6 protein-coding genes are annotated in these 8449 nt (G+C 50.1%); 2 read left to right on the top strand and 4 right to left on the bottom strand.

All coding sequences use genetic code 11. The annotated features are described in order from the left end of the window. The 4 genes from J5441_08245 to J5441_08230 form a co-directional block, all read right to left on the bottom strand. Window positions 1–975: recombinase family protein (locus tag J5441_08245; protein ID MBO4935136.1), on the bottom strand; the 975-nt coding region annotated here is incomplete at its 3' end. Next, complete coding sequence (locus tag J5441_08240; GenBank protein ID MBO4935135.1) at window positions 975–1211, bottom strand: hypothetical protein; 237 nt, start codon at window positions 1209–1211, stop codon at window positions 975–977. The genes J5441_08240 and J5441_08245, both read right to left, overlap by 1 nt. Then, window positions 1208–2440 (bottom strand): plasmid recombination protein, encoded by a 1233-nt coding sequence (locus tag J5441_08235; GenBank protein MBO4935134.1) that lies wholly within the window; start codon window positions 2438–2440, stop codon window positions 1208–1210. Before J5441_08235 ends, J5441_08240 begins: the two co-directional genes overlap by 4 nt. Window positions 2441–2755: 315 nt before the next feature. Further along, window positions 2756–3781, bottom strand: a complete 1026-nt coding sequence (locus tag J5441_08230; protein MBO4935133.1) for an AAA family ATPase — start codon at window positions 3779–3781, stop codon at window positions 2756–2758. A 1016-nt stretch (window positions 3782–4797) separates the two neighbouring features. Here J5441_08230 and J5441_08225 point away from each other — a divergent pair. Both J5441_08225 and J5441_08220 read left to right on the top strand, forming a co-directional pair. Next, window positions 4798–5115 carry a DUF3592 domain-containing protein gene (locus tag J5441_08225; protein MBO4935132.1) on the top strand — a complete coding sequence of 106 codons (318 nt, stop codon included), beginning with the start codon at window positions 4798–4800 and terminating at the stop codon, window positions 5113–5115. Between the two features lie 45 nt (window positions 5116–5160). After that, on the top strand, window positions 5161–8397 hold the full coding sequence (locus tag J5441_08220) for a hypothetical protein (protein ID MBO4935131.1): 3237 nt from the start codon (window positions 5161–5163) through the stop codon (window positions 8395–8397). The last annotated feature ends 52 nt before the right edge of the window (window positions 8398–8449 follow it).

Genomic DNA, 8449 nt, shown 5'->3' with positions numbered 1-8449 from the left:
GTCGCAGAACATATTCTTCTCAGCCAGTTTCTTGTTCGGCGCGCGGCGCTTCGTTTTTGCGATATGCGCCTGTACCTGTTCGAATACATCGCGGCTGATGATCGGCTCGTGGACGTCCTTGAAGATCTTCCACTTGGACGGATCGTTCGGGATGCGCGTCTTGTTCTTGAAAGACTTCGAGTATGACTTGAAGTTGATCACGTCGCCGCAGTATTCCTGCTGAGAAAGGATCTTCGCCACCGTCGTCTTGCACCACTTGTACGGGTTTTCTTGCGTTTTCTTGCCTCCGCGCGGCAACCCCTTGCTCTGCCAGTACGCCATCGGGACGAGCACCTGCCGCTCCTGCAAAAGACGGGCGATGGTCTCGTTTCCCTTGCCTTCGATGCACATACGGAAGATATCCCGCACAATGCCTGCCGCTTCCGGATCGATCACCCACTTTTTCTTATTCAGCGGGTCCTTCATATACCCGTAAGGCGGCGGTGACAGCGGTTCTCCCATATTGCCTCGAAGTCTGTGAGACGTTTTGATCTTCTGCGAAATATCCCTCGCGTACATCTCGTTCATGACGTTCTTGAACGGTGCGATCTCGTTTTCTCCCTCGGCGCTGTCCACCATATCGTTTACGGCGATAAAGCGGACGCCGTGTTCGGGAAAATAGCTGTCGAGAAACGAGCCGACCGCCACGTAGTCACGACCGAGACGGGACAGGTCCTTGACCATTACCACGCTGACGAAGCCCATATCGATATCATCGAGCATCGACTGGAATCCGGGGCGGTTGGTGTTCGTACCCGTGTATCCGTCGTCAAGGTAATACTTCGTGTTGGTAAAGCCGTACTCTTTTGCCTTCTGAGCGAGATACTTCTTCTGATTGGCGATGGAATTGCTTTCGCATTCGGTGCCGTCGTCACGGGACAGACGGCAGTACAGAGCGGTGACCCCCGCGTTTTGTTTTTTCTTGTTCGACTGCATTAGTCCTCCTTTCCGGCAGTCGATACACATTCCGTGCTCATTATACCACCTTTTTCGTCATTTGTCCACTCTGCGAGATCGTTTTTCAAGTACCTTTCAACAGCGTCTGCAAGGGTGTCCTTGAAGTTTTTGAAATCGAACGGTCTGAATACCGGATTCACGATATATTTCACCCCGTTGACGGTGTATTCGTGATCCCCCTGTCCGATCCCTACGATGAATCTCTCTTCGTTCATCGGCTGATTTCCTCCTTTTTCTTTCTTTTCGGTTTGATTTGGATTTCGGGCTCCTGCTCCTTCGCCTTTTCCTTTGGCTTCAGCAGGTTCGTAAAGAATTCTTTGACCTTCTCCGGGAATCGTTTCATCGCTTCCAGATACGGACGGCAAAAGTCTTCAAGGCGCTGAATATAGTCCTGCAAACGCTCTATTTGGCTTTCGAGACTCCATACGCGGTTGCGAAGACGATTGTTTTCCTCCTTCAGATCGCGGATCCTGCCTCGGCTTGAAATGCCCTCTTTGGCAAGCGACGTCAGCGCGTCGTAATCCTCTTTCGCAACGGTGTACTTGCCGGTGATGCCTTTCTTGCCCATATCGTCGATCTCCATAAAGGTCTTGTTCTCCGGATGAATGGTATCATATACGACCTGCTCTTTTTCGATCTTCGCTTTGATCTCATTCAGTCGTTCTGTGTCCTTTTTGATCTGATAGTCGAGCGAGGAAAGATGCTCCGTCGTGCTGCCGCGCTCGCCTCTGACAAAATCTTCAAATCCGGCTCCGCTCATGTGCTCAAAGAATCTGTCCTGCAAAAGACTGTACGACGTGACCAGCACCGGAGTGCCATCGGGATTCTTCACGGGTTCTCCGCGCTCGTCGAGCTTCGGCGCGGATTTCCATTTCTTTGAATGGCTGATCTGCCGGATCGTCTCTTTGACCGTTCCGACGAGCTTCGGATCTTTGCACCGTTTCGTCCAGAGTACCTTTTTCTCAACGACGGGTATCGCCACGATGTGCATATGATAGTGATACACCGGATAACCGTATTTTGCGGTCATCGCCTTATTCAGCTCGTCGGCGTGCATAACGGCGGAGATGATATTCGCTTCGCCGTATTCGCTTACGGCGAAGCGGTACGCCTCCTCATAGAAGCGGACGGCGTAATCGTAGCCGCCGTGTTCTTCGAAATACTGCGTGTTGATATCCACTACCATTTCGTCAAACACCTTTGCGTTTTCTTTCTGACCGCGCCGGGATGCCGTGCCTTCTTCGAGCATCTTTTTCAGCGTTTCGTTGTAGGTCATCCCTCCGGGATCTTTGAAGTGGACGTTCATCGGCGACCGCTCCGGTACGACGTTCAGGTTCCCGTAGTTCTTGTTCTTGCGTTCGTTATGGCGTTCGATCTTGCCTACGCCGTCCGTCGTGTACGCCTTTACGCGGGCGACGCTGTAGTTCTTCTTGCGATAGTTCATCGCTCCTTTCAAATTTTTCTTACAATGGTTCGCTTCGCGGTTACGCAGCTTTTTCAAAGCGCGTAACCCACTATGACACTTTCAGCAGAGCTGCAAAGATGTCATGGTCGTGGGCTCTGCGAGGCGGCTTACCGCTGCGGATATTCGCGCCCGGTGGGCGCAGAATATCTCTTGCGTTCAGGGCTCCGCCCTCGACGACTGCGGTCGTCTTCCCGGCAGTGCAGACTTTTGTAAAAGTCTCCCTGCACCCCGTTAAAACTTTCCACACTGGTGACGGTTGTGACGCTTGTGACGGTTGTTTGGTTATATAGCCATTTATCCGTCACTCCCGTCACATCCGTCACGCTTTTTGAAATTCAGTACCCGCGCTTTGCTTGTTCTCGTCGCCTTGAAATCGATCCCCGCCGGGTACAGAATTTCATAGTAGTAATGCACGATGGATTTCGCCGCCGAAACGGGCGAGGTCTCCTCGTCTCCGAGCGCGGCGAGAAGCTCGGTCGTCGTACCCGACCATTCCGGCTTGTCCTTCATGAAGTCCACCAGCTGAAAAAGGAATTGCGGGATACGTTCCTTTCTCAACTCCTCTCCGTCCTTGCGCTCGACCATCACCCAATGCAGATTTTCAAAGTTGATGCGAAACTGCTGGTAGTCGATATCGCGTCCGGTGGCGATCAGCAGAGCCGTGTTGCTCCCGCGCGCGTCGCGCATCATCACATACGCCGAATCTGCCGAGCCGATAATCCCGGTGGAGCCGGAGATCTGATTGAACACGTCGCTGTCCTTCTGCTTTCTCAGATGGTGTACGAGCATGATTGTAACGCCGCGCTCGGCTGAAATCTTCTTGAGCGCCGACATATCCTCGTAGTCGCTCGCGTAAACGCCGCCGACGCTGCCGACCTTCGGCGCGCGGATCTTTTGCAGGGTGTCTATGATGATTAGCTTCGTCAACGGGTAGGAATGAAGGAAATCCGAAATATCCTGCTCCAGTCCGTTCGACAGCGTTTTTGCCGCCACCGAGAATCGCAGGTTCTGCGGCGCTTCGTCGGTCAGCTTCATCAGTCGCTCCTGGATACGCTGATAGGTGTCCTCGAGGCAGAGATACAGCACGTCGCACTGTGTCGTCTCCAATCCCCACAAAGGCTCGCCCGCTGCGATCTTCAGAGCCATATCCAGCATCAGCCAGCTCTTGCCGGTCTTGCTCGCGCCCGCGAGGATGTTCACTCCCTGAGGCACAAGCCCTTCCACAAGAAAGCGGTTCTTCGGCAGGGGCTTAGTCATCAGCGTATCGGCGTCAATGATATCGAAGCCCTGCATACGGTTGCTTACATTCAGTCCGTTCATATCGTTGTCACCTCCTCTCTTTCGCCCTCATAGAGAACGGTATTTCGTGTTTTGCGTTTTGACATTCTTTCACGTCCTTTCTTAATTTTGATGTACGGACGGTATATGGCGAATGATCCGTCACATCCGTCATATCCGTCATAGGGGGCAAAAGTGGCAGTCAGCCCGAGCATCCTTTCGTTGATCGGGAGTCAAATTTGACAGTCACTTTCCGCAAGGTGGGCGCAGTATTCGTAATTGCGATCTCAAAACTGGGGGCAGTTATTTAATAACGGATTTATATGTTTCCCTCACTATGTAGGCAGCGAGAAATGGCAAAATTCACCCGTTTCCCGAAATCTTAACAATACATTTACATTTGCCGTTTTACCCGAACGTCGTTTTTGTGTGCCTGCCCCGGAATCTCACCGCAGCGTCGCTTCGCTCGACCTTTCGGCGTCGTGGCGAAGTCATATCCCGTTCGGACGGCTATTCAGTTGTCAAAGAACAAAAAAGGAGCCGTTGCATAGAAACACCAAAAGGCGAGACAACTACCTCGCTTTAAAAAGTGTGTCTATGTAACGGCTCCTGTTAAGAGTCCGGGATCACTTACGGCTTGCATCCCAGCCCGTGATCCAAGGCAGATGGGATGTGTGCGGCAATTTCGTTAGCCTGCCGCCGCGTTGTCGGGCGTGAAACCCGCAAATATGTTGACACCGATATTCAGTTTTCGTGCTTTTCCCGCATAAAGCGACAAAATCACAGATATCATTATAGCGAACAAACGTTCGCTTGTCAAGAGGTAAAATTAAAAAAAGCACGCCTTTTTTCTCGGTTGTCGGTGTTTACCGACAAGATTGCGCTGAGACAATTTTAAATTGCAGCGACTGTTCATTATAATTTCATCTTTGAATCTTGAAAAAGAGAAGCAAATGTGCTATAATATAATAGTTTTTAGCATATGGATTGCGGGCATAGTCTGGATGCACCATCCGCACACATCCCGTCAATGCCCCTTGAGGAGGGATACTAATATTATGCTGAAATACATTCTGTTCGGTGCGGTTGTGGCGCTGATCATCGGATATGTGATCTACATCGTGATCCGAAACCGTAAGATCCGCAAAAACGGCGTAGAGGCAGACGCCGTCGTGTCGCGGATCGAAGAGGAACGGACCGTCTCTTCCGAGGACGGCGTGGACTATACCTACACCCACTACGTGACCTATCGGAATCCGCAGGGAGAAACGGTGGAAGCCAAGCTGGATCACGCGCCCGGGCGCATCCGTGTGGGCGATACGGTGAAGATCAAATACCTGCCCGAAAAACCGCATTTTGCCGTTCTGGTGAAGTAAACAAGCCCGCAATTTCATTGTAAATCATTTAAAAGGAGTACATATATGAAAAAAATGAAGCAAATCCTCGCGCTCATGCTCACGGTGCTGATGCTCGTGCCCGCTCTTGCGGCGTGCAAACAGAACACCGATGAGACGGAAAACGAGGCAACCATCACCGCCACTCCGGTTAAATTCAGCAAGAGCGGCAGCTATACCACGACGATCAGTTCGGATATAATCAAACTTGACGGACTGACGCCAGACAACGTTGAAGTTCGGTATTTGGATCCGAACGACGCCCCGACGGATGAAATCAAAGAACCGACCCCAGAGAAGTTGTTTCCTTTGATGGCTGCGGTGGACAGCGTCAAAGCCAACGCGAACGGCGGCTATGACGTCAGTTTCACCGATAAGTACGCTGCGGATTTTTCCACAGATTGTTATTGCATATCGCTCAAAAATATCAACGCTTGCGTGTACGTTGACGTGGATTTTCCGGAGATCGCGCTTACGCCCGACGTGGATAGCGTTTACTTCGGCACCGAGCGGTTCCGCATTGCGCTTGCCATCAGCGGCGCCGAGTTTGAAGACGGACTGAGCGAGGAAGATCTCTTCTTCGATAACGCTTTTGCCAAGATCGACTGCGAGATCGTTTCCAAGAGCAGCCGCAACCTGACGCTTGAAATCAGCGGCGCGTTTACAAAAAACGAAGCCGATGCTTATCAATGGGGCGTCGTCGGCGTTAAATCCTCGGGCATCAAAAACGGCTATGCCGACGTGTCCGCCAAAATCAACGTCAAAATGGACTATGCCGGTTTTGATCGTTCGTCCCTTTCTTATGCCGACGGCAAAGTTACCGCTGATCTCATGGTATACGGCGTTGCTGACGTGGATACCCTCAATAAAGACAATGTGACCGTGGAAGGCGCGACCGTGGAAGCGTTGACCAAGACAGATGACAACAGGGTTCGGCTCTCCCTTACAGTTGAAAACGCTGCAAGTATCAACGATTTTGTCGACTTTATCAACGGCAAAAAAATGACGCTTGGCGCATACGAAACTGAAGTTCACTTATCACAAGCGACCTTCTATCCCGTTTTCGATTATATCGAGAAAAATGGCGAAAACTTTGATTTAACGCTCAAACTCTATATTTACGGCGGTACTGCCGACAGTACTTTTACTGCTGACAAAATTGCTTTGGGCGACGAATTTGCCGGCGCGGCGGTCAAATCTGTGACCGTGGATGCGGATAATCTTGCCACCCTCGTCATTTCAGTGCCGAACGGCGGTTTTACCGAGGAAAACTATCAGTTTGACGGCGCAGTTACCGTTAAAGCCGGAGCCGTTACAAACGCATGGGGCGCAAAGACTTCCGATGATTATACTTACAGCCGCAGTTATTCAGCAGAATCACTGGGCAGAGAGGTATCGCTCAATACCGATACGTTGCTGGAGATACAGAAATTCACCAGAGGTCAAAACACCACGTTCGGCAACATCTGCTACTGGGCGGGCAATGCCGGCACGGTATTCAACATTGCAAAGAGTGTGTTGGAAATTACGGGAGTTGTAAAATCCGAACACCAACAAGTAATGGAACAACTTGCCGTTATGGACCAAAAACTGGATAACATCCAAGCGGGCATCACCGATATCAAAAAGTCGATCGGCGATCTGGTGCTTTTGACTAAGGTTTTGTCAAGAGAGGAAGAAAAAAGAGAACTCAAGAGCAAAATCGACGATTTTGAAGCACTGCTGATCGAGTTCAACCATACGATCGACGTCACAAGAGCCATTCAGAAACGCGCCGCGCTTGATATGGCGCTTGAGGAGGCAGGCGTTACACCTGATTATACCGGCATGACGATTGAGCAGGTCGCGACGGAAAAAGAGAGGCTGCGAAAAGAGTATCTGCCCGATGTTGACGGTATGACCGACAAAGAAGCCGCACAGTATAACGTCAAGGTCATGAACTATCTCAACGCTCAAATCGCCGATCCGAACTGCCCTTCGGAGTACGCTTCCTATAACGACTATATCAGAGATCTGGAGGTCGCTTTCAAAAATATCTGCAGTTCGCTTGATAAGCCCGTGGCGTCCAACCCCATCAGTTTTTATGACGAGCTGTGCTCTTACACCTACAACTTCGATTCGCAAACCTACGATTTTCGGCTTGCCAACCGCGTGACGATTCAATACAACCTTGCCGACGCGATCTCCGTTTTGGCGTTTCACTTCAAAGTGGCAGCCAACCCCGATTCAGATCGCTACGCGTTGATCGGCGCCGCATTCCAAAAAGCACTGGACTCTTCCATCTGGAAGGTCAGCGGGCGTCCTGCAAGCGAAATTAAAGCTAAATTACATATCGCGCAGCAATCGGAAGCGAGAATATACATAAGTGATATTAAAATCGCCGGCTCGAATACAAGCGGAGAAGAAGCCAGACAATATTTGATCGATGAAGGATATACGGTTTACAGCGGCTGTGACCTGAACGCAGGTACAAAAAAAGGCTGTTATATCTTCCTCGGATATAAAACGACCGAGCATTTCGATGAAGCGATATCCGGGTTTTATATAGCGAATAAATATAAGGAGAGTATAACCGTTGACGGGCTTGGAACCGGATACCCCGCGCCATATACCGGGGACGACTTCTTCAAAGGACTTCCCGGCAACCTGAACAGGGGCTGCGGATCGAACAGCAAGGGACTCTATCTGTATTACTTCAAGAATACGGCGGAAACCAAGAGGGCTGTCTCCGGTATTGAAATCCTGAAAGGTTCTTCGGCGGCAAGCCGCAGCATTCCCCACGACAGCAAACTCACAGGAGACCTGAATCAGGGCGCCGGCGGATATTACGTATATATGTGTATCGGTACAAAGGGGGTCAACGATGGAGTCGATGTGAGCCTTGTAAATAAAATGGTTGAGACGGATCAATCTTATTATCCTTATTGCTATACCCTCGGCTGCAAGGTGTCTACTTATGTAACAACGCAGGGGGTAAATAACGAAAGTACTATCAAAAAATCCAAAAACTGGACTGTTGAGGAGATCAACGAATTCTTTGCGAGAATGAAGCATTGGTATATGAAAGATGAATTTCGTTCCGCGGGTCTTTATATAGGCGATTGTTTAGTGTTCACATATGAGGATAACTGGTTGGGAAAAAATCATTGCGTTTATATCCGTCAAATATCTAATGACAGAGCTATTACCGGTGTAACTAATGATTACATCGGCTATAACTATAACTGGACTCAAGGTTATATATATTTTTTAATGCGATATTGATTCATAATCATAAGAACAGCAACGCCCTTTGCAGAAATCGATCTGCAAAGGG

The organism is Clostridia bacterium (assembly GCA_017620395.1).
Lineage (GTDB): Bacteria > Bacillota > Clostridia > Oscillospirales > RGIG8002 > RGIG8002.
Note: the sequence above shows the minus strand (reverse complement) of the source record. Positions and strands in the feature narration are given on the sequence as shown.